Source organism: Pseudochelatococcus sp. (assembly GCF_050946405.1).
Classification (GTDB): Bacteria; Pseudomonadota; Alphaproteobacteria; order Rhizobiales; family Beijerinckiaceae; genus Pseudochelatococcus.
In genome coordinates this window covers 246,806-271,593 of record NZ_JBMNUS010000001.1, presented here as the reverse complement: position 1 = coordinate 271,593, position 24,788 = coordinate 246,806, and the positions used below count along the sequence as shown (strand labels likewise).

The window sequence follows — 24,788 nt, the reverse complement described above, 5'->3', positions numbered from 1 at the left end:
ACTCATGACCAGCAGTACCTTCCCTTCCGCCGCCGGTGCGGGCGCCGCCGACCGCGGGGCCGTGCGGACGTGGCTTGCGGTGGTCGCCGCGCTCATCGTCGCGATGGTGGCCGTGGGCGGCGCGACGCGGCTCACCGGCTCCGGCCTGTCGATCACCGAATGGCGGCCCGTGACGGGCATGCTCCTGCCGCTCTCCGACGCCGCGTGGATGGCGGAGTTCGACAAGTATCGCGACACGCCGCAATATCGGCTGCTCAATCAGGGCATGACGCTCGGCGAGTTCCGGTTCATCTACCTGTGGGAATGGGGCCACCGGCAGCTCGGCCGGCTGATCGGGCTCGCCTATGTGCTGCCGCTGCTGTGGTTCGCGGCGCGGGGCGTGGTGCGCGGGCGCTTTCTCGCGCTGCTGCTCGCCATCGGCCTGCTCGGCGGCGCGCAGGGCGGCATCGGCTGGATCATGGTGGCCTCCGGTCTCGAACCGGGCATGACGGCGGTTGCGCCGGTCAAGCTGATGCTGCATCTCGTGGCGGCCTGCGGATTGTTCATCGCGGTGGCCTGGCTTGCGGCCGGCCTGCGCGACCGGCATGCGCGGGTGGAATCGCCGTTGCGGCTGCGTGTGGCGGGCTCCGTCATCATCGCGGCCATTCTGGCGCAGATCGCGCTCGGCGCGCTGGTCGCGGGCCGCAACGCGGGCATGTCGTTCAACACCTGGCCGCTGATGGACGGACGGCTCGTGCCCGAGAGCTTCACGCTGCTGCCGCTGTCGCCATGGTGGCGCAATATCGTGGAATCGATCGCGCTCGTGCAGTTCAACCATCGCATCGGCGCATACCTGCTGCTGGCGCTCGTGCTCTGGCACGCTTTCGATGCGCGCAGGCTCCTGCCGGGCTCGAAGACGGCGCGGATGGCGCGCGTGCTGGCGGGCCTCGTGCTGGCGCAGGCGGCCATCGGCATCGCGGCGCTGCTGCTGGTCGTGCCGCTATGGGCGGCCCTGCTGCATCAGACGATGGGGGTGCTGCTGCTCGGCCATGCGGTGGCGCACCGGCGCATGATGTCGCCGGCGCGCGTGTTTCCGGTTCAGCCCGCCAGCGCCTGATCGAGATCGGCGATGAGATCGGCGGCGTCCTCCAGCCCGATGGACAGGCGCACCACGTCCGGCCCCAGGCCGGCGGCGATGCGCTCCTGCGGCGGCATGTTCTTGTGCGTCGTGGTCGCCGGGTGAATGATCAGGGAGCGGGTCTCGCCGATGTTGGCGAGGTGCGAAAAGATCTTCAGCGAGCTGATGAGGTGCTTCGCCGCCGCCTCGCCGCCCTTGACGCGGGCCGTGAACACGGCGCCCGGCCCCTCGGGCGTGTAGCGTTGCACGAGCGGGTGGTTGGGGTGGTCCTCAAGGCCCGGATAGCTCACTTCGGCGATGGCCGGATGGGCGGCGAGATGGCGCGCCACCGCCTGCGCGTTGGAGACGTGGCGGGGCATGCGCAGATGCAGGGTTTCCGTGCCGGTGAGCGCGAGGAAGGCGTTGAAGGGCGACAGGCCCGGCCCCAGATCGCGCATGCCGTAGACGCGCGACGCCACGCCGAAGGCGGTCTGCGGGAATTTCTCGGCCAGCACGACGCCGCCGTAATCCTCCCACGGCTCGGACAGCAGCGGATAGCGTGCGTCGCCCGTCCAGTTGAAGCGGCCCGCATCCACGATGATGCCGCCGATGACCTGTCCATGCCCGCCGATGAACTTCGACAGCGAGTGGAAAACGATGTCCGCGCCGTATTCGATCGGGCGGATCAGGTAAGGCGTCGCCAGCGTGTTGTCGACGACGAGGGGAATGTTGTGCTTCTTCGCGATGTCCGCCACGGCGGCGATGTCGACCACATCGCCCGAGGGGTTCACGATGGACTCGATGACGATCGCGCGCGTGCGCTCCGTGACGGCGGCGGTGAAGGCGTCGAGGTCGAGCGGGTTGGCGAACACCACCTTGAGGTCGTGGCGTTCCTCGAGGCGGCGCATCAGGCCGAGCGAGCCGCCGAAAAGACGGTTGGCGGAGACGTATTCGTCGCCGGACTTCAGCAGCGTCAGCAGGATGACGAGCAGCGCCGATTGCCCGGAGGCGATGGCGACGGCGTTGGTGCCGCCTTCCAGCGTCGCGATGCGCTTCTCCAGCACGGCGCCGGTGGGATTGCCGCCGCGCGCATAGGAGTAGCCGCTCTTGCGCAGCGAAAAAATGTCCGCGGCGGCTTCCGGTGTCTCGAACGCGAAGCCGTTGCTGAGGTAAAGCGGCGTCACGCGTGCGCCGGTAACGGGGTCGGGGCTGGCGCCGGCGTGGACGGCGAGCGTCGCGAAATGGTTTCTACACTCGGATGACATGGCTGTGGTTCTCCGCCGAAAGGCTCGATCCGTGAAAGCGGGCTAATACGTTCGATATAACGAACGCATCATCCGGTCAACAATCTTCGGGGGCGTTGACCGGCCGCAAGGCTTTGGTTACGACCGGTCGGACGCGTTCGGGGGATGATCCGCCATGATGGGGCGTTCCGGTCATGTTTGAAGCGGCGTGGTGGCGGATCAAGGCCTTCGCGCGGGCCGAGGAATTGTCGCTTTCCGTTTTCGGCGTGCTGATCGGCACGGTGACGGGCGTCGGCGTGGCGGCGGCTCACAGCGCCGCGCAATGGCTGCACGAGGTGCTGTTCGGCCTTGAGCGCGGCGCGCATCTCAGCGCCGCGCAGGTGCTCGATCCCGTGCGGGTCTTCACGTCGCTGATCGTCGGCGGGCTGGTGGTAGGCTTCTATACCTGGGCGGTGCACCGGCTGCGCAAGCTCGATGCCGTCGATCCGATCGAGGCGAACGCGCTTTACGGCGGCCGCATGTCGCTGGCGGACAGCATGTTGCTGACCGGCGGCACGGTGCTTTCCAGCGGCTGCGGCGCGGCTGTCGGCATGGAGGCCGGCTATACCCAGTTCGGCGCCGGCGCGGCGTCGTGGCTGGGGCAGAAATTCAACCTGCGCCGCGCGGATCTGCGCACGCTCGTGGCGTGCGGCGCTGCGGCCGGGATCGCCGCAGCCTTCGATGCGCCGATGGCCGGCGCGTTCTACGCGTTCGAACTGGTGCTCGGGGCCTATGCGGTGGTGACGCTGGCGCCCGTCATGCTCGCGGCGCTGATCGCGCCCGAGGTCGCGGCGCTGCTCACTTCGGAGCTGAAAAGCCCGCTGCTGAACATCGACCTTTATTTCTCGCATTACGACATCGCCGTCTTCGTCGGCATCGGCGTCGTCGCGGGCGTGATCGGCATCGGCATCATGAAGATCGCGACCGCGGGCGAGATCGTGCTCCGCCGTCTGCGGATACCGCCGCTCGTTCGCCCCGCGCTCGGCGGTTTGGGTGTCGCGCTGCTCGGGCTCTACTCGCCGGCGGTGCTGGGCGCGGGGCACGGGGCGACGCAATATTATCTGCTGCATGCCCACGGTTTCGCGGCGCTGCTCGGGCTGCTGGCCGCCAAGGTGCTGGCGGCCGCGCTTTCCGTGGGCGCCGGCTTTCGCGGCGGCCTGTTCCATACCTCGCTGTTCGTCGGCATCCTGCTCGGCGACGTGGTCGGGCTCGGCATCATGTCGTTGTTTCCGGCCTTGCCGGTGGACCGGATCGTCTATGCCCTCGTCGGCATGGCGTCGATGGCGGCGGCGATCATCGGCGCGCCGATCACCATGATCTTCCTCGTGTTCGAGCAGACGGGCAACATCGCCATCGCCAACGGCGTGATGATCGGCGCGGTCGTCGCCTCGCTGATCGTGCGGCGGCTGTTCGGCTATTCGTTCGCGACATGGCGGTTCCACGTGCGCGGCGAGTCCATCCGCTCGGCCTTCGACATCAGCTTCGTCAGGGATCTGACGGTGGTGAAGCTGATGCGCCGGGAAGCGCGCACGGCCGGCGAGGAGATGACCGTCGACGCCTTCCGCAGGCGCTTTCCCATCGGCTCGACGGAGCGGGTCTTTCTGCTGGACGGAGAGGGCGGCTATGCCGGCTTCGTGCTGACGGCGGAAGTGCATGCCAGCGTCCACGACGGCACGGCGGAGGCCACGCCGGTGCGCGCCCTGCGCCACGCGCCGGGCTCCTTCCTGCTGCCGCGCCAGGACATCAACGCGATTCTCGCGGCTTTCGAGCAGGCGCAGACGGAGACGCTCGCCGTCGTGGACGATCCGCAATGCCGCTCGGTGCTGGGCTACGTGACGGAAGCCCACGCGCTGAAGCGCTATGCGCAGGAACTCGACCGGCGGCGGCGCGAATTGAGCGGAGAGCGCTGAAAATGGCGGTACTATAATACCCATTTCGGTAATACGCTGAAATATATGACACTTCTCGACCGTCATGGAAATGACGTCCTCTTGACAGAGCGATATCAGTGCCTTAGTCATCCGCCGATCGGCGCCGCTTGCCGTGCATGCGATCGTCCGCCCCAAGGGTGGGACGGTGTGTGCGGCCGGCGGCCCGTTTGTTTTTCCGCTCTCGCTCGGGGCCGCCTCGCGGCCGTTCCGGTTCGGGAGCCCTGAACGCGAAGAAGATCCAGCATGACGATCCATTCGGCCCGGACGCATTCGTCCAAGCCCGCCGACGTCGAGAAGAAGTGGGTGATCATCGATGCGTCCGGCCTCGTGGTCGGCCGTCTCGCCTCGATCATCGCTCTCCGGCTGCGCGGCAAGCACAAGCCCACCTACACCCCCCACGTCGATGACGGCGACAACGTGATCGTCATCAACGCGCGCGACGTTGCCTTCACGGGCCACAAGTACACCGACAAGCGCTACTACCACCACACCGGCTATCCGGGCGGCATCAAGGAGCGCACCGCCAAGTCCATTCTGGAAGGCCGCTTCCCCGAGCGCGTCGTCGAGAAGGCCGTCGAGCGCATGCTCCCGCGCGGCCCGCTCGGCCGCCGCCAGCTCGGCAACCTGCGGGTGTACGGCGGCGCCGAACACCCGCATGAAGCGCAGCAGCCTGAGGTGCTCGATGTCGCCGCCCTCAACCGCAAGAACGTGAGGAGCGCCTGATCATGTCCGATACCCTCCAGAGCCTCGCCGATCTCGGCCAGATCGCCGGTATCGCCGCCGATACGCCGGAAGCGCCCCGCTACGAGCAGAAGCTCGACGCCCAGGGCCGCGCCTATGCCACCGGCAAGCGCAAGGACGCCATCGCGCGCGTGTGGATCAAGCCCGGCGCGGGCAAGATCGTGATCAACGGCCGCTCGGTCGAGACCTACTTCGCCCGCCCCGTGCTGCGCATGATCCTGCGTCAGCCGCTCGTTCTCGTGAACCGCGACGGCCAGTACGACGTCACCGTCACCGTCACCGGCGGCGGTCTGTCGGGCCAGGCGGGCGCGGTGCGTCACGGCCTGTCCAAGGCGCTGACCCACTACGAGCCGGAACTGCGCGCCCCGCTGAAGAAGGAAGGCTTTCTCACCCGCGACAGCCGCACCGTCGAGCGCAAGAAGTACGGCCGCGCCAAGGCCCGCCGTTCCTTCCAGTTCTCGAAGCGCTGATTTTTCACCGGCTGCGCAACCGGCGCCCCTGCAAACGGGAGCCTGTGCAAAAACGATGGGGCGGCCGCGAGGCCGCCCTTTTCGTTTGCGCAGCCGCGCCGGCGGTTTGCCGGAGAAGCCGTTCGCCAAAAAAAACCGGCGGTCGGAGACCGCCGGAGTTGCTCCCCTCGTTATGCGTGGGCCGTCGTCAGACGGAATAGTACATCTCGAACTCGACCGGATGCGGCGCGTGTTCGAAGCGGATGACTTCCTGCATCTTCAGCTCGATGTAGGAATCGATGAACGTGTCGGAGAACACGCCGCCGGCCTTGAGGAAGGTGCGGTCCTTGTCAAGCTCGGCCAGCGCCTCGCGCAGGCTCGCCGAAACGGTGGGGATCTGCTTCAGCTCGCGCGGCGGCAGGTCGTAGAGGTCCTTGTCCATGGCCTCGCCGGGATCGATCTTGTTCAGGATGCCGTCGATGCCCGCCAGCGCCAGCGCCGAGAAGGCGAGATAGGGGTTCGCCGTCGGGTCGGGGAAGCGCACCTCGAGCCGCTTGGCCTTCGGGTTCGTCGTCCACGGAATACGGCAGGAGGCCGAGCGGTTGCGCGACGAATAGGCGAGCAGCACCGGCGCCTCGAAGCCGGGCACGAGCCGCTTGTAAGAGTTGGTCGACGGGTTGGTGAAGGCGTTCAGCGCCTTGGCGTGCTTGATGATGCCGCCGATGTACCACAGGCATTCCTGGCTGAGATCGGCATACTTGTTGCCGGCGAAGAGCGGCTTGCCGTCCTTCCAGATGGACTGGTGAACGTGCATGCCCGAGCCGTTGTCGCCGTAGACGGGCTTCGGCATGAAAGTGGCGCTCTTGCCGTAGCTGCCGGCGACGTTGTGGATGCAGTACTTGTAGATCTGCATCGCGTCGGCCGTCTCCACCAGCGTCGCGAACTTGATGCCGAGTTCGTGCTGGGCGGAGGCCACCTCGTGGTGGTGCTTTTCGACCGTCACGCCCATCGCGGCGATAGCGGCGAGCATCTCGCTGCGGATGTCCTGGCTGGCGTCGAGCGGGGGAACGGGGAAATAGCCGCCCTTCGTCGGGATGCGGTGGCCGAGGTTGCCGCCCTCGTATTCAGTGTCGCCGTTGGTGGGCAGCTCGGCGGCATCCAGCTTGAAACCGCTGTTGTAGGGGGTCGCCGTGAAGCGCACGTCGTCGAACAGGAAGAACTCGGCCTCCGGGCCGACATAGAGCGTGTCGCCGATGCCGGTGGACTTCAGATAGGCTTCCGTCTTCTTCGCGATGCCGCGCGGGTCGCGCTCGTAAGGCTCGCCGGTCGTGGGCTCCAGCACGTCGCAGACGATGGAGAGCGTGGAAGCGGAAAAGAACGGGTCGAGCTGGGCGGTCGCGGGATCGGGCAACAGCACCATGTCGGATTCGTTGATGGCCTTCCAGCCGGCGATGGACGAGCCGTCGAACATCGTCCCGTCCGTGAACAGGTCCTCATCGACGAAGGACACGTCGAAGGTGACGTGCTGCCACTTGCCGCGCGGATCGGTGAAGCGCAGGTCGACGTAACGGATGTCGTTGTCCTTGATCAGCTTGAGGACATCCTGAGCGGTCGTCATGTTATGGTGTTCCTTGTAGCTTTCGTTGACGAAGCCGGACCGTCCGCGATGCGGGGCCGCAGACCGGCGGCAGAAATTCGGAAGGCTCAGATCGCGTCCGGGCCGGTCTCGCCGGTGCGGATGCGGATCACCTCTTCGACAGGGGAAACGAAGATCTTGCCGTCGCCGATGCGGCCGGTGGCGGCGGCCTTGCGGATGGCCTCGATGGCGCGGTCGACGAGCTCGTCCGGCAGCACGATCTCCAGCTTCACCTTGGGAAGGAAATCGACGACGTATTCGGCGCCGCGATAAAGCTCCGTATGGCCTTTCTGGCGGCCGAAGCCCTTGGCCTCGATCACGGTGATGCCTTGCAGGCCGACTTCCTGCAGCGCTTCCTTCACCTCGTCGAGCTTGAAGGGTTTGATGATCGCCTCGATCTTTTTCACGTCGGAAGCCCTCCCATGGTCTGTCAGCCGGCAACAGTCCGCCGGATCGACACGGACGCCGCGCGCCGTTCACGGAAATGATAATTACCATCATTGCGGCAGGCCCGACATGCCCAAAATCCTGGCGCACCGGCCAAAGTGCCTAATTCATAGGCAATCGCTGGCGATAAGTTGGGCAAATGCCGCGCCGGCTTGCGGCGGAATGGCGGGCGTGGAATGATTTTCCGCGCCGGTTTTTCATGCCGGCCGCCCTTGCTCCGCCGCTGCCGGCGCGCCACCATCATACGGATGTATCGCATCGGCGGAAACGCGGATGTGGCGACGATGGAGGAACGGCGATGACGACCCTGCTGACGACCCGTGCGACGCGGGAGGCGGATTCCCGCACGATCGCGGCCGGCACGGCCGGCTACACGCTGATGCAGCGCGCCGGGGGCGCGGTGGCGGAGCAGGCCGCGCAACTTGCCGGCGCTCCCTCCCGCACCATCGTCGTGCTGTGCGGGCCGGGCAACAACGGTGGCGACGGCTTCGTGGCGGCGCGCCTGCTGGCGGCGCGGGGTTTCGCGGTGCGGCTGGCGCTCGCCGGTGAGGTCGCCGCGCTGCGGGGCGACGCCGCCGCGGCGGCATCGGACTGGCAAGGCGAGGCAAGGGGCGAGGTGCTTTCCATCGACGACGTGACGCTGAACGACGCCGACGTGATTGTCGACGCGCTGCTCGGCGCGGGGCTCGACCGCGACCTGACGCCGGCGTTGCAGGCGCTCGTGGCCCGCATCAACGCAAGCCCCGCGTCGGTCGTGGCGGTCGACGTGCCCACCGGCATCGACGGCGACAGCGGCGCCGTGCGCGGCGCCGCGGTGCGGGCGGCCGCCACCGTGACTTTCGCCCGCGCGCGGCCGGGCCATTATCTTTATCCGGGCCGCTCCTGTCGCGGCGTCCTGCATGTCGCGGACATCGGCATCGACGACGCGCTGGCCGATGCGCTGGCGGAAGGTCTGACGGTCAACGGGCCGGCGCATTGCCTCGTAGCGTTGCGGGCGCCTTCTGAGACCGGCCACAAGTACGGGCGCGGCCATGCGCTCGTCCTGTCCGGCGGACGGACGCACACGGGCGCGGCGCGGCTCGCGGCGCGCGCGGCGCTGCGGATGGGGGCCGGGCTCGTGACCGTCGCATCTCCCGAGGAGGCGCTGGCCGAGAACGCCGCCCACCTGACCGCCATCATGCTGCGCCGGGTCGACGATGCCGATGCGCTTGCGGAGACGCTGGCGGACGGGCGGCTGAACGCGCTCGTCATCGGCCCGGCGGCGGGCGTGGGCGCGCCGACGCGCGCCCTTGTCGGCGCGGCAGGGGCGGCAAGCCGGGCGCTGGTGCTGGATGCGGACGCGCTGACGAGTTTCGCGGGCGACGTCGACGGCCTTCGGGCGGCCATAGCCGCTTCATCCGTGCAGGGGGTCGTGCTGACGCCGCACGAGGGCGAGTTCGCGCGCCTTTTCGCGCGGGAGGAAGCGATCGCCGCCGCGCCGTCCAAGCTCGCACGGGCGCGGGAGGCGGCGCGCCGCACGGGGGCCGTCGTCGTGCTCAAGGGCCCGGATACGGTGATCGCCGCGCCGGACGGACGCGCCGCGATCAACGACAACGGCTCGCCGTGGCTCGCGACGGCGGGATCGGGCGATGTGCTCGCCGGCATGATCGCGGGCGCGCTGGCGCAGGGCGCGCCCGCCTTCGAGGCCGCGTGCGCCGGCGTCTGGCTGCACGGGGCGGCCGGGCAGCGGGGAGGGCCGGGCCTCATCGCCGAGGATCTGCCCGAGTTGCTGCCGCAAGTGCTGCGACAGGTGTTGTCCGGGCGTCCTTCACAACTGGCGGGGTGATTCGCCGGCGCGCCGGGGTTTCGGCCTGATGCGCTATCCGACCTCGAACCAGCCGGCCAGTCCCGCCCCCAACCGGTCGAGGACGGCGGAGCCCAGCATCCACCGGCCGGGATTGTCGGCGAGGAAGGCGATGCGCGCCGTCTGCCCCGGCGGCACGGCGATCGTGTCGAGCCAGAAGGGTTCCCAGCCGTCATCGAGCGCATGCAGCCGCCGCGCGTGATGGCCGTGCAGATGGAGCACCTGAAGGAAAGCGGTGCGGTTTTCCAGCGCGAGCACGACCGGCGTGCCCGCCGCTACCCGGAACAAGGGCCGCTCCGCCGTATCCGGCCATGCGCGGCCGCCGAGCCGCCAGATGCGGGCCGGGTCGGCCGCGCGCGCGGCGGGAGCGGCGGGATCGAGCCCGCCCTCGATGGCGACGTCGAATCGCCTTGCCGCGGCCAGGTCGAGCGATTCGGGCAGGTCGCCCGGCGGCAGCCCGGTCACGGGCGCGCCGGCGTCCGCCTCCGCCGCCCCCTCGCCCGAGAGCACGAGAAGCGGCAGGCCGTCCTTGCCCAGCGCCGCGACGACGCGGCCGGAAAGGCCGTCCGCCGGCGTATCGAGCACGGCGTCGACGCGCCCGCCGGGCGCAAGCGCCACGCTGTCGCGCGAGGGCGGGAAGGGCGCGTCGACCGGCTGGCCGTCGGCCGCGATGATGTGGGTGACGAGACTGTCGAAGCGCAGCGTGATCGGCCGCGCGTTGGCGACGTTGACGACCCGCAGCCGCAGCCGGCGGCCGGGCGGGCGGGTGAGCCGCTCCGGCGTGGCGCGGCCGTTGATCAGCAGGCGGTTGCCCAGCCGCCCCGCCAGCCCGGTTTCGGCGGGAGAGGCGAAGCTGTCGCGGATCTGTCCGCTCTCGTCGAGGGCGATATCGTCGAGCACCAGCGTGATGTCGTCGGCGTAGGGCGGCGTTTCCTCATCGACGACGAGAACGCCCGTGAGCCCGCGTTCGGCCTGCTCCGCCGCGTGCGCCGGCACCAGCGGGCGGTAGAAGAACGTGCCGGCGTCGCGCGCCGTGAAACCGATATCCGCGCTCTCGCCCGGCGCAAGCGCCGGGCCGGTGAGCCCGGCCACGCCGTCGGCGGCGTTGGCGAGCCGCGCGCCGTACCAGTGCAGGGATGTCGGCTGCGCCAGCGTATTGTGCAGCCGCAGCGCCAGCGCCTCCCCCCGGCGCACGCGCAGCAGGGGGCCGGGAAAGCGGGCGTTGTACGTCCATAATTTTACGGACGGTTGCGCGTCGTCGAACGCATGCGCCGATTCGCCCGCCGTCAGCGTGAGCGGGCCGGGCGGGGGCATGTGCGTGTCGCCGGCGCCGGTATCGGCCCGCGCGCCGGCGGCCGGGGCGAGGATGAGCGACGCCAGCAACGCGCGGCGGTTGAAGCGGAGAGGATTTCCGTTATATCGCAAGCTCTTGTTCTCCCGCTCGCTGCCGGCGGCCGGCCCGGCCGCCGGACCGGCGGATGGCGGCATGCTGTTTTTATCTGCGAAAAGGGATTAAGATGAGGTGCAAAGAAGTGGCTTCGCTGTCATTTTTTTGCTGCAATGGCCCCCGGCCATGATATAGAGCCGCGACCCACGGAAGGGCGCGCGTGGCAGCGGGCCCTCGATGCGGGCGTGGCGGAACTGGTAGACGCGCAGGATTTAGGTTCCTGTGACGCAAGTCGTGGGGGTTCGAGCCCCTCCGCCCGCACCATGCCCCGCATGACTGTTCTGAACGCGAAATGGATTGAGAAACCGTACCATGCAGGCAACCGAGACTCTTTCAGAGGGTTTGAAACGCGAGTTCAAGGTGGTGGTGCCCGCCACCGAGCTGGAGAGCAGGCTGTCGAGTGAACTCGCGGGCCTGAAGGACCGCGTGCGCATCAACGGTTTCCGTCCCGGCAAGGTGCCGGCGGCGCATCTGCGCCGCCTCTACGGCCAGTCCGTGATGGCGGACGTGGTGCAGAACGCGATCAACGAAGCCAATCGCAAGATCGTCGAGGACAATTCCCTGCGTCTGGCCGGCGAGCCCAAGGTGTCGCTGCCGGAAGACAAGGACGAGATCGACGCCGTCATCGCGGCCAAGCGCGATCTTGCCTTCAGCGTCGCGGTCGAGATCCTGCCGACGTTCGAAATCAAGCCGCTGGAAGGCGTGGCGCTGGAGCGCGAAGTCGCCGAAATCCCGGAAACCGAGGTTGACGAGGCCATCGCCCGCATCGCGCGCGAAAGCCGCCCGTTCAGCGAAAAGGACGGCGCGGCGGAATCGGGCGACCGCGTGCTGATCGATTTCGTCGGCTCCATCGACGGCACGCCTTTCGAGGGCGGCACCAGCCAGGATGTCCGCGTCGAGATCGGCTCGAACAGCTTCATCCCCGGCTTCGAGGACCAGTTGATCGGCGCGACGAAGGGCGAGGAACGCACCATCGTCACGACCTTCCCTGAAAATTATCAGGCCGCTCATCTCGCCGGCAAGGAAGCCAGCTTCGCCGTGACGGTGAAGGGCGTCGAGACGCCGGGCGAGACGGTCGTGGACGACGAGTTCGCCAAGGGCGTCGGCTTCGATTCGCTCGACGCGCTGAAGAACGTGATTCGCGGCTCGCTTGAGCGCGACTTCGAGGCCCAGACGCGCCGCAAGGTGAAGAAGAAGCTGCTCGACGCGCTCGACGGCCAGTACGATTTCGATCTGCCGCCGAGCCTCGTGGAGCAGGAATTCGCCGGCGTCTGGCAGCAGGTCGTCGCCGATCTGAAGCAGGCCGGCCGCACCTTCGAGGACGAGGGTTCGACGGAAGAGGCGTCGAAGGCGGACTATCGCAAGATCGCCGAGCGCCGCGTGCGCCTGGGCCTGGTGCTCGCCGAGGTGGGCGACCGGGCGGGCGTGAACGTCACCGACGACGAGGTGACGCGCGGCGTCGTCGAGCGCGCGCGTCAGTTCCCCGGCCAGGAAAAGGCCGTCTGGGACTTCTACAACAAGAACCCGCAAGCGCTGGCGGAGATCCGCGCGCCGATCTTCGAGGAGAAGGTGATCGATCACCTTCTCGCGCAGGTGACGGTGACGGACCGCACGGTGACGCGCGAGGAACTGTTCGCGGACGAGGAAGACGAGGCTGTCGCGGGAGCGAGCGTGAACGAGGCGGCGTCCTGACACGCCGGACGAGCGTATGCCGGCTGTCGCTGCCGCCGGCGATAATGCTATGAAGGAGCGCGACTCGCCGCAGGATTGGCGAATCGCGCTTCTGTCGTTTGGAGTGAAATGTGTTGAGCATGAATCGAAACTTCGCTCCAAGGGGTTGTTTTTGAGGTTGTTTTTGCATCGAATTCGGCGAACGGGCGGCGCTCGTTCAACGGGTCGATGCGATGGTTCGCGTGATGAGGGGATGCCCGTGGCGGCCAGCCCGGCGGCGTGTGGCGCGACAGGATCGTTGAGGGGCTTGATTATTCTCCCCCTGCGCCATAGGTCCGCAAGGTGTCCCGTCACACAACGCCGCGCGCCGTCGTGGCTCGCAATACAATCAGGGCTTGGTCAGCGATGAGAGATCCGTTCGAGGTTTACAACAGCACGCTCGTGCCGATGGTGGTGGAGCAATCCAATCGCGGCGAGCGCGCCTTCGATATCTACTCGCGGCTGCTGCGCGAGCGGATCATCTTCCTGACCGGGCCGGTCGAGGATTATTCGGCTTCGCTCGTGGTGGCGCAGCTCCTGTTTCTGGAAGCGGAAAATCCGAAGAAGGAAATCAATTTCTACATCAACTCGCCGGGCGGCGTGGTCACTTCCGGCCTGTCGATCTACGACACGATGCAGTTCATCCGCAGTCCGGTGACGACCCTTTGTCTCGGACAGGCCGCGTCGATGGGCTCGCTCCTGCTCGCCGCCGGCGAGCCGGGACAGCGATTCGCGCTGCCCAACGCCCGAATCATGGTTCATCAGCCTTCCGGCGGTTTCCAGGGGCAGGCGACCGACATCCTCATCCACGCGCGCGAGATCGAGGCGCTGAAGCGCCGCCTGAACGAGATTTACGTGAAGCATACCGGCCGTGACATCGCGGAGATTGAAGCGGCGCTCGAACGTGATAATTTCATGACGGCCGATGCGGCGAAGGAATTCGGCCTCATCGACCAGGTGCAGGTGAAGCGCACCGAGGTCGAGGGTTGAGGGCGGGTACGAAGAAGGTTCAAGCATATCAACGGCTTGACGGTGCCATGCGGCATATGGTTTGCTGGCGCCATTGATCGCGGCGGATTGCCGCGATCGCACGGAAAATCCGCATTGCCGCCCACGGGCGGCAGGCGGGGCGGGGCGGCGACATGGCCGTCCTTGCGGAGCAGGTTCGAAGGCGAGAAGAATGGCGCAAGTGCGCGCTTACTTTTTGTTTGATCCGGGCCTATATGAACACAAGATGACGTTCCGGCGGTTCTGGCCGGAGCAGTGACCGAGTGGAGACGGACCATGAGCAAGACAGGCGGCGGCGACTCGAAGAGCACGCTCTACTGCTCATTCTGTGGCAAGAGCCAGCATGAGGTCCGTAAGCTCATCGCCGGGCCGACAGTGTTCATATGCGATGAGTGCGTGGAACTGTGCATGGACATCATCCGCGAGGAATCGAAATCCTCGCTGGTGAAGTCGCGCGAGGGCGTGCCGACGCCGAAGGAAATCAGCAAGGTGCTCGATGACTACGTCATCGGCCAGTCACATGCCAAGAAGGTGCTGTCGGTAGCGGTGCACAACCACTACAAGCGCCTGGCGCACGCGACGAAGCACAACGACGTCGAGCTGGCGAAGTCGAACATCCTGCTCGTCGGCCCCACGGGCTCGGGCAAGACGCTGCTGGCGCAGACGCTGGCGCGCATCCTCGACGTGCCCTTCACCATGGCCGACGCGACGACGCTGACCGAGGCGGGCTACGTGGGCGAGGATGTGGAAAACATCATCCTCAAGCTCCTGCAGGCGTCCGACTACAATGTGGAGCGCGCGCAGCGCGGCATCGTCTACATCGACGAGATCGACAAGATCTCGCGCAAGTCGGACAATCCCTCGATCACGCGCGACGTATCGGGCGAGGGCGTGCAGCAGGCGCTGCTGAAGATCATGGAAGGCACGGTCGCCAGCGTTCCGCCGCAAGGCGGGCGCAAGCATCCGCAGCAGGAATTCCTGCAAGTGGACACGACCAACATCCTGTTCATCTGCGGCGGCGCCTTCGCGGGGCTGGAGCGCATCATCATGGGGCGCGGCAAGGGCACGTCGATCGGCTTCGGCGCGACCGTGCAGGCGCCGGACGACCGGCGCACCGGCGAGGTGTTCCGCGAAGTCGAGCCGGAGGATCTGCTCAAGTTCGGTCTCATCCCCGAGTTCGTCGGCCGCTTGCCGGTGATCGCGACGCTGGAGGATCTCGACGAGGCGGCGCTCAAGCGCATCCTTCAGGAGCCGAAGAACGCGCTGGTCAAGCAATATCAGCGGTTGTTCGACATGGAAGACGTCGAACTGAGCTTCAACGACGAGGCGCTCTCGCTGATCGCCCGCAAGGCCATCGAGCGCAAGACCGGCGCGCGCGGGCTGCGGTCCATCATGGAGGGCATCCTGCTCGACACCATGTACGATCTGCCTGGCCTCGAGGGCGTGGAGCAGATCGTGGTCGGCCCGGAAGTCGTCGAGGGCAAGGCGAACCCGCTCTATATCTACGCCGACCGCGCGGACGCGAGCGCTTCGGCCAGCGCCTGATCCGCCGGCGGGCGGACAGCGAGGAGCCGTTTTGACGGGCGCCGTTTTTCATGACGGCGCCCTTCGTGCATCAAGTGCAGCGTTTGCGGTGCTTGTGCACACTTCTTGGTGTCGGCGAACTTGAAAGCCGGCGCAAGTCTCTCCAACTTAAGGAAGCCGCCGGCCGATCCATCATGCCAGCCGGGTGATGGAGGCGGCGCACCGGAAGCAGTCGCCCGCCGCGATGAGCGCTTTCGGCAATCCGTCCGAGAGCCTGCCGGAACCGGGGGCGCGGGCGCAAAAGAAAGGATACGGGCCATGACGACAACGAAGCCCCGCCAGGTGGTGACTGCCGGAACGGTCGGGATTTATCCCGTTCTCCCGCTCCGCGACATCGTTGTTTTCCCGCATATGGTCGTGCCGCTTTTCGTAGGGCGCGACAAGTCGATCCGCGCGCTGGAGGAGGTCGTCAAGAGCGACCGTCATATTCTGCTCGCCACGCAGATCAACGCATCCGACGACGATCCGGCAACCGACGCGATCTATCAGGTCGGCACCCTCGCCAACGTGCTGCAACTGCTGAAGCTGCCCGACGGCACCGTCAAGGTGCTGGTTGAGGGGGCTGCGCGTGCGCGCGTGCGCACCTATACGCGCAGCGACGGCTTCTACGAGGCCGAGGCGGAGGCGCTGCCCGAGTCGAGCGGCGGCGATGTCGAGGTCGAGGCGCTGGCGCGCTCGGTGGTGGCCGAGTTCGAAAACTACGTCAAGCTGAACAAGAAGATCTCGCCCGAGGTCGTTTCCGCCGTCACGCAGATCGATGAGCCGTCGAAGCTCGCCGATACGGTGGCGTCGCATCTGGCGGTGAAGATCGCCGACAAGCAGGCCATTCTCGAAGCCTCGTCGGTTTCGGAGCGGCTTGAGAAGGCGCTCGGGCTGATGGAGAGCGAGATTTCCGTCCTTCAGGTGGAAAAGCGCATTCGCACGCGCGTCAAGCGGCAGATGGAGAAGACGCAGCGCGAATACTACCTGAACGAGCAGATGAAGGCCATCCAGAAGGAACTGGGCGACGAGGACGGCCGCGATGAACTGACCGAGATCGAGGAGCGGATCGAGAAGACGCGCCTGACCAAGGAGGCGCGCGAGAAGGCGCTGGGCGAGCTGAAGAAGCTGCGCCAGATGTCGCCCATGTCCGCCGAGGCGACGGTGGTGCGCAACTATCTCGACTGGATTCTCGGCATTCCGTGGTCGAAGCGCTCGAAGATCAAGAAGGATCTCGATCTGGCGCAGAAGGTTCTGGACGCCGATCATTACGGCCTCGACAAGGTGAAGGAGCGCATCGTCGAATATCTCGCGGTGCAGCAGCGCGCCAACAAGCTCACGGGCCCGATCCTGTGCCTCGTCGGACCGCCCGGCGTCGGCAAGACCTCGCTCGGCAAGTCGCTCGCCAAGGCCACGGGGCGCGAGTTCGTGCGCCTTTCGCTCGGCGGCGTGCGGGACGAGGCCGAGATTCGCGGCCACCGGCGCACCTACATCGGCTCGATGCCCGGCAAGATCATCCAGTCGATGCGCAAGGCCAAGACGTCCAATCCGCTCATCCTGCTCGACGAGATCGACAAGATGGGCATGGACTTCCGCGGCGATCCGTCGGCGGCCCTGCTGGAGGTGCTGGACCCGGAGCAGAACGGCACGTTCAACGACCATTATCTTGAGGTCGATTACGATCTCTCGAACGTGATGTTCGTGACGACGGCTAACACGCTGAACATCCCCTCGCCGCTGCTCGACCGTATGGAGGTGATCCGCATCGCCGGCTATACGGAAGAGGAGAAGCTGGAGATCAGCCGCAAGCACCTCATCCCGGAAGCCGTGCGCAAGCACGGACTCAAGGAAGGCGAGTGGGCGATCGACGACGCGGGGCTGCTGCTGCTGATCCGCCGTTACACGCGCGAGGCCGGCGTGCGCAATCTGGAGCGCGAGATCTCCAACCTGATTCGCAAGGCGGTGAAGGAGATCGTGCTCAAGAAGTCGGACAGCGTGCGGGTGACGGAAGAGAATCTGGCCGACTATCTCGGCGCGCCGAAGTACCGCTTCGGCGAGGTCGAGACGGAGGATCAGGTGGGCGCCGTCACCGGGCTGGCGTGGACCGAGGTGGGCGGCGAGCTGCTGACCATCGAAGGCATCACCATGCCCGGCAAGGGCAAGATGACGGTGACGGGCAACCTGAAGGACGTGATGAAGGAATCGATTTCGGCGGCGGCCTCCTATGTCCGCTCGCGCGCGCCCGATTTCGGCATCGATCCGGCGTTCTTCGACGCGCACGACATTCACGTTCACGTTCCCGAAGGCGCGACGCCCAAGGACGGCCCCTCGGCGGGTATCGGCATGGCGACGGCCATCGTCTCGACCGTGACGGGCATTCCGGTGCGCCGCGATATCGCGATGACGGGCGAGGTGACGCTGCGCGGCCGCGTGCTGCCGATCGGCGGACTGAAGGAGAAGCTGCTCGCGGCGTTGCGCGGCGGGCTGAAGAAGGTGCTCATCCCGGAAGAGAACGCCAAGGATCTGGCGGAACTGCCGGACAGCGTGAAGAACGGGCTGGAGATCGTGCCCGTCTCGCGCATGGATCAGGTGCTCCAGCACGCGCTGGTGCGTCTGCCCGCGGCGCTTGACCGGCAGCCGGCCGGCGAGGCGGCAACCCTGCCCCGCCCCGCCGAAGACGGCGACGGCAAGACGGCGGTGGCCCACTGAACCGGCTGATAGTGCGGAATAATTGTTGAAAACGGCCTCCCGGAGCAGATCCGGGAGGCCTTTTTTGTCGAAAGTCGCTGTGAAGGCATTGCGTTCGCTTATAATTTGCGGCATCCGGTGGCACCTGCCATTTGATTGGACGGATGTCGCAGACGGCAGGCATGGAAGTCACAAATCGGGTGACGCGTTCAGGAGGACCAAATGAATAAGGGTGATCTCGTTTCAGCCGTTGCTGACAAGGCGGGGCTGACCAAAGCCCAGGCAGGCGACGCGCTGGACGCCGCCATCGAAGTGATCACCTCGGCGCTGGCCGGCGGCGACGAAGTGAAGCTGATCGGCTTCGGCACCTTCGTGGTCGCGGACCGTCCCGCCGGCACGGCGCGCAACCCTCGCACCGGCGAGATCATCGAGGTCGCCGCCTCCCGCACGCCCAAGTTCAAGGCCGGCGCCGGCCTCAAGGATGCCGTCAACGGCAAGTGAAGCCTTTCCGTTTGCCGTTACTGCATCTGATCGGCGAAGGAAGCCGTTTCCGGCGGATCTGATGCAGGGGCGTGAACGGAGAAAAATTCCGATTCGGGTCTATGCATCTTGCGCCGGCGCATCGCGGGCGCATCAGGGTCTATGCTCCCCGAGCGTTGTGCCCGCCGTGGCGGATATCGCGCGGCAGGCCGGCGGAGGGCGATTTGCATCTTGAAACGTCTGGCGGGTTGCCGTAGACGATAAGGTGCCGCTCCGGCGGCCACAATGATCGACAGCCGGAAACCGCATCCTGTCGGGAACAGGATCGCGCGCGGCGCGGTCGGGCGGTTAGCTCAGCTGGTTAGAGCGCCACGTTTACACCGTGGATGTCGGGGGTTCGAATCCCTCACCGCCCACCAATCTCTTCGAATCCGACCTCTTTTCCTGAAGCTGCCGATCGGCGCAGCCCGTGGCGGGCTTCGCGCCGCCGCAGTTTTTTTGCCTCGGCCGGGGTGCGCCCGCACGTTTGCCGCCATGGCGAGAACGACCGTCTGCTAACCGTTGGTAAACGCCACGCTCACGGCGACGTGTTTTCGCAAACAGCGTAAATCTCTATTAACCATTTGAGGCGACATTAGCGTCTGACAATGAGACGTTTATGTCGTTCGTTCGCGATAGGGGAGGCGAAAGGCATCATACTGTCGGCAAATGCGCAAGATAAGGCGCATGGCGCGACGCCATCAGGTTTTCATATCGCTGTTCGGACGATTGCCGATCGCATGATTTTACGCCGGAAGGCATGGACGAATGAAATTTGCCGGTGGATCATACAGTTTGAAGCCCGATGGCCCGCAAGCAAGGTTTGACGAAGCCGGCCGCGTGTCGTTCGCACCTTTCCCGTCCGGCAGGGAAGTCCGTCGCGTTGCGCTTCCGGCGATGTTGGCGCTGTTGTGCCTCGCGGCCTGCACGCCGCGCTTCGATCCCCGCGATCTCGAAACGATCAGCGATGTCAGCGAGGTCTCGCGCGGTCGCGCGATGGTGGTGCCCGCGCCGGGCAGCGCGTCGATTCTCAACGTTCTGGAAAGCCGTTACGCGAACGCCTACGTGCAGGAACTGCTGCTTGAAACGCATGCGAAAAGACCGGGACAGAACCGCTTCCGGGTCACGTTCATGCTGCCGGGCGACAGCGGCGGGCAGGGAAGCCGCGAACTGACGCTGGAGCCGCTGTCGCCCGAACTCATCCAGCGCGAGCTGTCGGAGCAGTTTCCCGATGTCGCGATGCGCACGTCGTCCTATTTCGTGCAGAATCGCTACGGTCCCTTCGGCTTCGCGACCGGCCGCGCATCGACGGGCGACGTCTGTCTCTACGCCTGGCAAACCGTCAGCCGCAACCGGTACGTGTCGCTGATCGACGGCCAGGGCGGCAAGATCGACATCCGGCTGGCGTTTTGCGACGCGGATGCCAGCGAGGCCGATCTGCTGGGCGTCATGTTCGGCTTCACCGTCAACGCCTACCTGTCGCGTTGGCACTGGCAGCCTTACGAGGAGGCGCCCGTCCTGCCGGCTGAATTCGGCCAGCCCGGAACGGAAGTGCGGCCCGCCAACCTGCTGCCGGCCAATCCCGTGCCCACGCCGGCGCCGCAAGTGCGGCGGGCGCCGCGCAGGGCGGCGGCCGATGCGGAGGAGGACGGAAACGCCTTCGCCGACGACCTTGCTTCGCCGCTGCTTCCTCCGCGTTCCGCGCCGGCCGGTTCCGGCGGCTATCCCACCGTTCCCCTGCCTCCGTAACGCCTTTGCACGGATCGAGCCGATGTTCCGAAGGAATACGACATGAAAAAAATCGGAGCGGGGATGTTCTGGGGCTTGCTGTCGCTGGTCGTCATCGGCCTGCTGTCGCTGCCCGTCAGCCTTCAGGCGCATCTGATGTTCTCGTGCGCGGTGATCGTGGCGATGGCGCTGCTGAAGCTTGCGCGCGTGCAAGGCGCGTGGCGGCAGGTGATGCTGGCGCTCGGCTCCTGCGTCATCCTGCGCTACGCCTACTGGCGCACCACGAGCACGCTGCCGCCGACGAGCGAAATCGAGAACTTCATTCCCGCCATTCTGCTTTACGGCGCGGAAATGTACGGCATCGTCATGCTCGGGCTCAGCCTGTTCGTGGTCGCGGCGCCGCCCCGGCCGCGCACCAGCCCGCGGTTCGCGCGCGACGACCTGCCGACGGTCGATGTCTTCGTGCCTTCCTACAATGAAGATGCGGCGATGCTCGCCACCACGCTCGCCGCGGCGAAAAGCATGGACTATCCGGCCGACAGGCTGACGGTCTGGCTGCTCGACGACGGTGGCACCGACGAGAAGTGCAATGCGGAGGATGCCGTCATCGCCCTCGCGGCCCAGCAAAGGCGGGCGGAGCTGAGCCAGCTATGCGAGGATCTCGGCGTCCGCTACCTCGCGCGGGCCGCCAATGAACACGCCAAGGCGGGCAATCTGAACAACGCGCTGGCGCATGCCTCGGGCGAGCTGATCGCCGTGTTCGACGCCGACCACGCGCCGGCGCGCACCTTTCTGTCGGAGACGGTCGGGTTCTTCAAGGACGACAGCAGGCTCTTCCTGGTGCAGACGCCGCACTTCTTCATCAATCCCGATCCGATCGAATACAATCTCGACACGTTCGAGAAGATGCCGTCCGAGAACGAAATGTTCAACGGCATCGTCATGCGCTCGCTCGACAAGTGGAACGCGGTGTTTTTCTGCGGTTCCGCCGCCGTCCTGCGGCGCGCGGCGCTCGACGAGATCGGCGGCTTCCGCCACAGGAGCATCACCGAGGATTGCGAAACGGCGCTCAGCCTGCATGCGCGCGGCTGGTCCAGCGCGTATGTCGACAAGCCGCTGATCGCCGGATTGCAGCCGGAAACCTATGCGAACTTCATCGGCCAGCGGTCGCGCTGGGCGCAGGGCATGACGCAGATCATGCTGTTCGATTGCCCGCCGTTGAAGCGGGGCCTCACGTTTCCGCAGCGTCTTTGCTACCTGTCCAGCGCGCTGCACTGGTTCTTTCCGCTGTCGCGGCTCGTCTTCCTCCTGGCGCCGCTCCTGTATATCTTCTTTTCGCTCAAGATCTTCGTCATCTCCGAAAGCGAGTTTCTCGCCTATGTGGTGACATATATGACCGTGAACCTGCTGATGCAGAACTACCTTTACGGCTTCTGCCGCTGGCCGTGGATATCGGAGCTTTACGAATACCTTCAGTCGGTCTACCTGCTGCCGGCGGTGATCTCCGCGCTGATCAATCCGCGCAAGCCGTCCTTCCGCGTCACCGCCAAGAACGAGGTGCGGGCGGAGTCGCGGATTTCGGACATCGGCCTGCCGCTCTTCTTCATCTTCGGTATCCTCGCGGTTGCGCTGGCGGTGACGATCGTGCGGATCGTCCTGTGGCCCGGCACGGCGGGGCTGATGGTGCTCATCGGGGGCTGGAACGTCGTCAACCTGATCATCGCCGGCTGCGCGCTGGGCGTGGTGTCGGAGCGCCGCAACAGGCGGAGCACCCACCGCGTCGACATCATGCGGCGCTGCGACCTGACCACCGCCGGGGGCGAAACCTTCGCCGGCACGATCGAGGACGTCTCCATCGGCGGCGCGGGCATCCGGCTGGTCAACGCCCGCGCCGAATCGCTGCCGAGGGATTCCCACGCCTCCATCACCTTCCGAACCTCGTCGGGGGAGATCGGCGCGCCCCTGCCCGTGATAGTCCGCAAGACGACCGCGAACGGCGTGGTGCGCATCGGATGCCAGTTCGCCGCCACCAGGGCGATCCACCACATCCTGATCGCCGATCTCGCCTTCGCCAGCGCCGACCAGTGGGAAAAGTTCCAGAAGTCGCGGCGCGCCAATGTCGGCATCTTGCGCGGGTCGCTGTGGTTCCTGCGAACGGCGCTTCGCCAGACCGCGCGCGGGCTCCGCTTCCTGTTCGCGCGCGGTCGTTCGGGCGCGAAAGTCGCGGGGGCGGGATCATGAAACGATCGGCCGCCGTTTTCCTGATCCTCGGCGCAGTCGCCGTGCCCTCGGCCGCGCCGTCCCTCGACAGGTTTACCGATCTGGCGCAGGCGCGGCACATAGTGCCGTTCGACATGCAGCACGAGAGCGCGGGCGAGAGAGAACGCGCCCGCCCGCAGGCCGAGGTTCCCCCGTTGCCGGCACTTCCGGCGGCGTCCGTGCCGGTGCGCGCGCCCGACATCGTCCGGCATCTGCTGCCGATGGGGGATTTGCGATTTGCGGGCGAGCGTGCCTCGCGCGCCTGGAGCATCTTCCTGACGGCGGGGCAGGCGGAGGCGGCGAAAAGCCTGAAGCTGGCTTACATCAATGCCATCGCCGTGATGCCGGAGGTCTCCCGGCTGCAAGTCTTCATCAACGGCCAGCCTGTGCTGAAGACGGCCATCGCCTCGCCCGACGGCGTGCAACTCCTCGAGGCGCCGCTGGCCGAGGGTATGATGCGGGCGGGTGCGAACAGCATCCGCATCGAAGCCGAGCAACGCCACCGTGTCGCATGCTCGGTGGACGGCACCTACGAGCTCTGGACCGATATCGACGCAGCCCGCACGGTGCTGACGTTCGGAAACGACGCTCCGGCCCTCCGTCTGCAATCGCTCGACGATCTTCCGGCGGCGGGTTTCGACCGGAACGGCCGCACCACGCTGTCGGTGGTCGTGCCGGGCGGGGTCGATGCGGGCATGGAGCAGCCCTTGCTGCGTCTTTCGCAGGCGCTGGCGTTGCGCGGGCGCTTCAGCCATCCTGTCGTCGCCTTGCCGCAGAGCGTGCCGGAGGGTTCTCGCCCCGGCGAACTCGTGGTGGTGATGGCCCCTGCGGCCAGGCTGCCGCCGGCGCTTGCCTCCGCTGCCGGCGCCATGTCGGCCGGCGCCATGTCGGCCGGCCGTTCCGTCGGTTTCACGATGTTGCGCGACGGCAGTTCCGCCTTGCTGATCACCGGCGCGGCGGCGAAGGATATCGACCAGGCCGTCGCGGGTATCGCCGCGACCGCCGGGGGAAGCGGAGCCCATGCGGCGGGCATCGATACGGCATCCTTCATCCACCCGCCGGCGCCGTTCGTCACGGAGGGCGCGGAATTGACGTTCGCGCAGCTCGGCGTCGAGAACCAGTCGTTCTCCGGGCGGCGCTTCGAGACTTCGGTGACGGTTGGCCTGCCGGCGGATTTTTATGCACAGGCCTACGGGGAGGCGCGCCTCCTCATCGATGCGGGCATCTCGCCGGCGTTGCTCGCCGACAGCCGCTTCACGGTGAGCGTCAACGGCCATGTGGCTTCCGTGCTGCCGCTGGAGACACGGACCGGCGAGCGCCTGCGGCAACTGCCCATCCGCATCCCCATGCGCCATTTCCGTTCCGGCGTGAATGTCATCACGCTGGAAGGCACTTTCGTCATCGCCGCCGACGCCGCCTGCACGCCGGAAACGGTCATGTCGAATCAGCCGCGTTTCGTCCTGTTCGAAACGAGCCGGCTGATCATTCCCCGTTTTGCCCGTATCGGCGCCTTGCCCCGCCTCTCGGCGTTCGGCGCGCGCGGCTTCCCCTACTGGCAGAAGCCGGATGCGTTGCGCGTCCTGCTCGCGGACGGGGAGCGCGCCACGATTGCCGCCGCCTCCACCCTGCTCGCGCGGCTGGCCGCCGGCGCGCAGCGGGTGCAGTCCGTCGAGATCGTGCCGCACGCCGACGCCGTTCGCGACCGGGATGCGCTGCTGATCGGGGCGGTCGGCAAGCTGCCGGCGGCGGCTTTCACGCAGACGGGGCTGGCGGCGGGATTGCCGACGCTCCGCCCGGAAGTCGCGGAGAAAGCGGAAGCGAACGATTCGGGCACCCTCGGCTATGACGCCGTGACGGAGAGCTTTCGCCAGCGCCGGAACCGTCAGGATGCCGACGCCGCCGGCATGGGCCGAGGGCTGGATGCCGCCGGGCCGGATGCTGCCGCCGAACTGCCGGAGAGCGGAATCGGCCGCTGGCTGGCGGACACGTTCGATCTGACGTTCGACGCGCTTCTGCCTTTCCGCGCCAGTGTGCCCTATTCGCCGCCCGACGACGCCTCTCTCGTGCTGGCGCAGGGCGCGAGCCCCGAGGGCGCGGGCCTGTGGACGGTGATGACGGCAGCATCCGCGCCGGCGCTGGAAAGCGCCGTCGGCGACCTCACGCGCCCCGATCTCTGGCCGCGGGTGGGCGGCGCCATCACCGCGTTCCGCCGGTCTCCGCCGGAGGTGCGGACGCTGGCGCCGGAGCGCGTCATCCTGGTGCCCACGCAGCCGCTCGATCTGTTCAATCTGCGGATGGTGGGAGCCAACTGGCTGTCGCGCAACTTTATGGTCTATGCGCTGGCGCTGTTCATGGCGTGCGTCCTGCTCGGCGTCGGCACTCATGCGCTTCTTTCCCAACTGGGGAGGCGATGATGCGGCGTCTGCAAAACGGTTTCAGA

General features: G+C 66.8%; 17 protein-coding genes and 2 tRNA genes. 15 read left to right on the top strand and 4 right to left on the bottom strand.

Annotation, left to right across the window (positions count from 1 at the left end; translation table 11 throughout):
- Window positions 1–4: 4 nt before the first annotated feature.
- On the top strand, window positions 5–1,096 hold the full coding sequence (locus ACOYJQ_RS01145) for a COX15/CtaA family protein (RefSeq protein ID WP_433455701.1): 1,092 nt from the start codon (window positions 5–7) through the stop codon (window positions 1,094–1,096).
- Here the strand turns inward: ACOYJQ_RS01145 and ACOYJQ_RS01140 are convergent.
- Complete coding sequence (locus ACOYJQ_RS01140; RefSeq protein WP_433455699.1) at window positions 1,078–2,361, bottom strand: O-acetylhomoserine aminocarboxypropyltransferase/cysteine synthase family protein; 1,284 nt, start codon at window positions 2,359–2,361, stop codon at window positions 1,078–1,080. The two genes, ACOYJQ_RS01145 and ACOYJQ_RS01140, sit on opposite strands and share 19 nt — an antisense overlap.
- A 173-nt stretch (window positions 2,362–2,534) precedes the next feature.
- On the opposite strand from ACOYJQ_RS01140, the gene ACOYJQ_RS01135 reads away from it, so the two are divergent.
- The 3 genes from ACOYJQ_RS01135 to rpsI all read left to right on the top strand — a co-directional run bounded on the left by ACOYJQ_RS01135 (window position 2,535) and on the right by rpsI (window position 5,521).
- A complete protein-coding gene (locus ACOYJQ_RS01135) occupies window positions 2,535–4,289 on the top strand; it encodes a chloride channel protein (protein WP_433455697.1) in 1,755 nt (584 codons plus the stop codon).
- 264 nt (window positions 4,290–4,553) lie between these two features.
- A complete protein-coding gene (gene rplM, locus ACOYJQ_RS01130; RefSeq protein WP_433455695.1) occupies window positions 4,554–5,033 on the top strand; it encodes a 50S ribosomal protein L13 in 480 nt (159 codons plus the stop codon).
- Window positions 5,034–5,035: 2 nt separating this feature from the next.
- Window positions 5,036–5,521 (top strand): 30S ribosomal protein S9, encoded by a 486-nt coding sequence (rpsI, locus tag ACOYJQ_RS01125; protein WP_433455693.1) that lies wholly within the window; start codon window positions 5,036–5,038, stop codon window positions 5,519–5,521.
- A 187-nt stretch (window positions 5,522–5,708) separates the two neighbouring features.
- On the opposite strand, the gene glnA is transcribed toward rpsI, so the two are convergent.
- The gene (gene glnA, locus ACOYJQ_RS01120) at window positions 5,709–7,118 is read right to left on the bottom strand and encodes a type I glutamate--ammonia ligase (RefSeq protein WP_433455691.1); all 1,410 of its coding nucleotides are present in this window, start codon (window positions 7,116–7,118) and stop codon (window positions 5,709–5,711) included.
- Between the two features lie 86 nt (window positions 7,119–7,204).
- Entirely contained in the window at window positions 7,205–7,543 is a 339-nt protein-coding gene (locus tag ACOYJQ_RS01115) for a P-II family nitrogen regulator (RefSeq protein WP_433455689.1), read from the bottom strand.
- A 338-nt stretch (window positions 7,544–7,881) separates the two neighbouring features.
- Here ACOYJQ_RS01115 and ACOYJQ_RS01110 point away from each other — a divergent pair, with 338 nt between their 5' ends.
- On the top strand, window positions 7,882–9,408 hold the full coding sequence (locus tag ACOYJQ_RS01110) for an NAD(P)H-hydrate dehydratase (protein WP_433455687.1): 1,527 nt from the start codon (window positions 7,882–7,884) through the stop codon (window positions 9,406–9,408).
- A 33-nt stretch (window positions 9,409–9,441) separates the two neighbouring features.
- On the opposite strand, the gene ACOYJQ_RS01105 is transcribed toward ACOYJQ_RS01110, so the two are convergent.
- On the bottom strand, window positions 9,442–10,914 hold the full coding sequence (locus ACOYJQ_RS01105; protein ID WP_433455685.1) for a multicopper oxidase family protein: 1,473 nt from the start codon (window positions 10,912–10,914) through the stop codon (window positions 9,442–9,444).
- Window positions 10,915–11,052: 138 nt separating this feature from the next.
- Here ACOYJQ_RS01105 and ACOYJQ_RS01100 point away from each other — a divergent pair.
- The 10 genes from ACOYJQ_RS01100 (at window position 11,053) to ACOYJQ_RS01055 (ending at window position 24,762) form a co-directional block, all read left to right on the top strand.
- Window positions 11,053–11,137, top strand: a tRNA-Leu gene (locus ACOYJQ_RS01100).
- 48 nt (window positions 11,138–11,185) lie between these two features.
- Window positions 11,186–12,565 (top strand): trigger factor, encoded by a 1,380-nt coding sequence (tig, locus tag ACOYJQ_RS01095; RefSeq protein WP_433455683.1) that lies wholly within the window; start codon window positions 11,186–11,188, stop codon window positions 12,563–12,565.
- A gap of 384 nt (window positions 12,566–12,949) precedes the next feature.
- On the top strand, window positions 12,950–13,573 hold the full coding sequence (locus tag ACOYJQ_RS01090) for an ATP-dependent Clp protease proteolytic subunit (protein WP_433455681.1): 624 nt from the start codon (window positions 12,950–12,952) through the stop codon (window positions 13,571–13,573).
- Window positions 13,574–13,867: 294 nt separating this feature from the next.
- Window positions 13,868–15,136 (top strand): ATP-dependent Clp protease ATP-binding subunit ClpX, encoded by a 1,269-nt coding sequence (gene clpX, locus ACOYJQ_RS01085; RefSeq protein ID WP_433455679.1) that lies wholly within the window; start codon window positions 13,868–13,870, stop codon window positions 15,134–15,136.
- A 297-nt stretch (window positions 15,137–15,433) separates the two neighbouring features.
- Window positions 15,434–17,863 carry an endopeptidase La gene (lon, locus tag ACOYJQ_RS01080; RefSeq protein ID WP_433455677.1) on the top strand — a complete coding sequence of 810 codons (2,430 nt, stop codon included), beginning with the start codon at window positions 15,434–15,436 and terminating at the stop codon, window positions 17,861–17,863.
- Window positions 17,864–18,064: 201 nt separating this feature from the next.
- A complete protein-coding gene (locus tag ACOYJQ_RS01075; RefSeq protein WP_433455675.1) occupies window positions 18,065–18,343 on the top strand; it encodes an HU family DNA-binding protein in 279 nt (92 codons plus the stop codon).
- 321 nt (window positions 18,344–18,664) lie between these two features.
- A tRNA-Val gene (locus ACOYJQ_RS01070) sits at window positions 18,665–18,741 on the top strand.
- Window positions 18,742–19,201: 460 nt separating this feature from the next.
- On the top strand, window positions 19,202–20,110 hold the full coding sequence (gene bcsN / locus ACOYJQ_RS01065; RefSeq protein WP_433455673.1) for a cellulose biosynthesis protein BcsN: 909 nt from the start codon (window positions 19,202–19,204) through the stop codon (window positions 20,108–20,110).
- Between the two features lie 42 nt (window positions 20,111–20,152).
- Entirely contained in the window at window positions 20,153–22,330 is a 2,178-nt protein-coding gene (bcsA, locus tag ACOYJQ_RS01060; RefSeq protein WP_433455671.1) for a UDP-forming cellulose synthase catalytic subunit, read from the top strand.
- Window positions 22,327–24,762, top strand: coding sequence for a cellulose biosynthesis cyclic di-GMP-binding regulatory protein BcsB (locus ACOYJQ_RS01055; protein ID WP_433455669.1), 2,436 nt, complete (start codon window positions 22,327–22,329; stop codon window positions 24,760–24,762). The genes bcsA and ACOYJQ_RS01055 overlap by 4 nt, the downstream gene beginning before the upstream one ends.
- Window positions 24,763–24,788 lie beyond the last annotated feature (26 nt).

Coding starts and splice junctions, on each gene's coding strand:
- lon (WP_433455677.1), top strand. CDS start 15,434: ATGACGACAACGAAGCCCCGCCAGGTGGTGACTGCCGGAACGGTCGGG.
- tig (WP_433455683.1), top strand. CDS start 11,186: ATGCAGGCAACCGAGACTCTTTCAGAGGGTTTGAAACGCGAGTTCAAG.
- ACOYJQ_RS01140 (WP_433455699.1), bottom strand. CDS start 2,361: ATGTCATCCGAGTGTAGAAACCATTTCGCGACGCTCGCCGTCCACGCC.
- ACOYJQ_RS01075 (WP_433455675.1), top strand. CDS start 18,065: ATGAATAAGGGTGATCTCGTTTCAGCCGTTGCTGACAAGGCGGGGCTG.
- rpsI (WP_433455693.1), top strand. CDS start 5,036: ATGTCCGATACCCTCCAGAGCCTCGCCGATCTCGGCCAGATCGCCGGT.
- ACOYJQ_RS01145 (WP_433455701.1), top strand. CDS start 5: ATGACCAGCAGTACCTTCCCTTCCGCCGCCGGTGCGGGCGCCGCCGAC.
- clpX (WP_433455679.1), top strand. CDS start 13,868: ATGAGCAAGACAGGCGGCGGCGACTCGAAGAGCACGCTCTACTGCTCA.
- bcsA (WP_433455671.1), top strand. CDS start 20,153: ATGAAAAAAATCGGAGCGGGGATGTTCTGGGGCTTGCTGTCGCTGGTC.
- glnA (WP_433455691.1), bottom strand. CDS start 7,118: ATGACGACCGCTCAGGATGTCCTCAAGCTGATCAAGGACAACGACATC.
- ACOYJQ_RS01110 (WP_433455687.1), top strand. CDS start 7,882: ATGACGACCCTGCTGACGACCCGTGCGACGCGGGAGGCGGATTCCCGC.
- ACOYJQ_RS01135 (WP_433455697.1), top strand. CDS start 2,535: ATGTTTGAAGCGGCGTGGTGGCGGATCAAGGCCTTCGCGCGGGCCGAG.
- ACOYJQ_RS01105 (WP_433455685.1), bottom strand. CDS start 10,914: ATGCCGCCATCCGCCGGTCCGGCGGCCGGGCCGGCCGCCGGCAGCGAG.
- rplM (WP_433455695.1), top strand. CDS start 4,554: ATGACGATCCATTCGGCCCGGACGCATTCGTCCAAGCCCGCCGACGTC.
- ACOYJQ_RS01090 (WP_433455681.1), top strand. CDS start 12,950: ATGAGAGATCCGTTCGAGGTTTACAACAGCACGCTCGTGCCGATGGTG.
- ACOYJQ_RS01055 (WP_433455669.1), top strand. CDS start 22,327: ATGAAACGATCGGCCGCCGTTTTCCTGATCCTCGGCGCAGTCGCCGTG.